Consider the following 1,007-nt stretch of genomic DNA (forward strand, 5'->3'; position numbering starts at 1 on the left):
CGCGACATCGTCGACGCTCCAACCTTGCGGCCCCCGCCGGTGGGTGATGTGACCGACCAGCCAATGTCCGGTGACGCCGACCGCCACCCGTACCGGCACGCCCCAGACCAGCCAGGGCAGACCGCCCGCCCATAGGAACAACAGCGCCCAGGGGATTTGCTGCGCCATCCAGCTCCGCTCCAGCCAGATCAGGAAACGGTCGTCGTGCAACCGCACCTCAGGCTCGAAACGCGGCGGATGGGTCAGATCCAGGCGGCAATGCATCTGCCACCACGCATCTCGCAGCCATGACGCACGGTGGGCATGGAGATCGTGACAGGCCACCTGCCGCTGCGCCCAGTCGCGCATGTCATGCAGCCGCACCATGCCCAGCGGCCCCGCCATGCCGACCAATGTGCCCAGATAGACCAGCACCCGTTCGAACCAGAGCGGTGCCGCGAAACTGCGATGGATCAGCAGGCGATGCAGCCCGATCGAGTGCCCTAGGCACAATGTCACGGCCGAGGTCGCCAGCCACAGCAGCACGGCCCCGGGCGTGACGTATATCGGCGCAAATATCACGGCCGATCCGGTCATCCCGATCATCCAAAGCGATCGCATGGGCGCCCATCGTACCTGCCCGTCACAAGCGTTGCTGCCGGGCGAGGCAATCATGCGGGCGGTCGAACGGCAGGTCATGCAGCGCTCCTTATATATTTAGGTATATTGCTAAATACCGAAGCGCGTTTGTCAATGCTTAGCGAATTGCCTAAATACATAACCATGCAACGTGTGTTCGAGGCACTGGCCAATCCGGCCCGCCGCCGCATCCTGGCCTATCTGGCCCATGCCGAATTGAGCGCGGGCGATATCGCCTCGCGCTTCGACATGGCCAAGCCATCGATTTCGCAGCATCTTTCGATCCTGGAGGCGGCGGGCCTCGTCACCAGCGAGAAGCGCGGCCAGTTCGTCTTCTATCGCCTCGTCCCCGAAAGCCTGACCAACACGCTGAACGGCTTCGTGCAAGA

General features: G+C 63.2%; 2 protein-coding genes. One reads left to right on the plus strand and one right to left on the minus strand.

Annotated features, from left to right (window positions below; all coding sequences use genetic code 11):
• Positions 1-678, minus strand: a 678-nt coding sequence (locus U1700_RS15495) for an acyl-CoA desaturase (RefSeq protein WP_332753546.1), incomplete at its 3' end; no start/stop codon positions are given.
• An 84-nt stretch (positions 679-762) separates the two neighbouring features.
• Here U1700_RS15495 and U1700_RS15500 point away from each other — a divergent pair.
• Positions 763-1,007 (plus strand): metalloregulator ArsR/SmtB family transcription factor (locus tag U1700_RS15500; RefSeq protein WP_332753547.1); only part of this gene is annotated, 245 nt, incomplete at its 3' end.

It is taken from the genome of Sphingomonas sp. RB1R13, from assembly GCF_036663775.1.
GTDB lineage: Bacteria > Pseudomonadota > Alphaproteobacteria > Sphingomonadales > Sphingomonadaceae > Sphingomicrobium.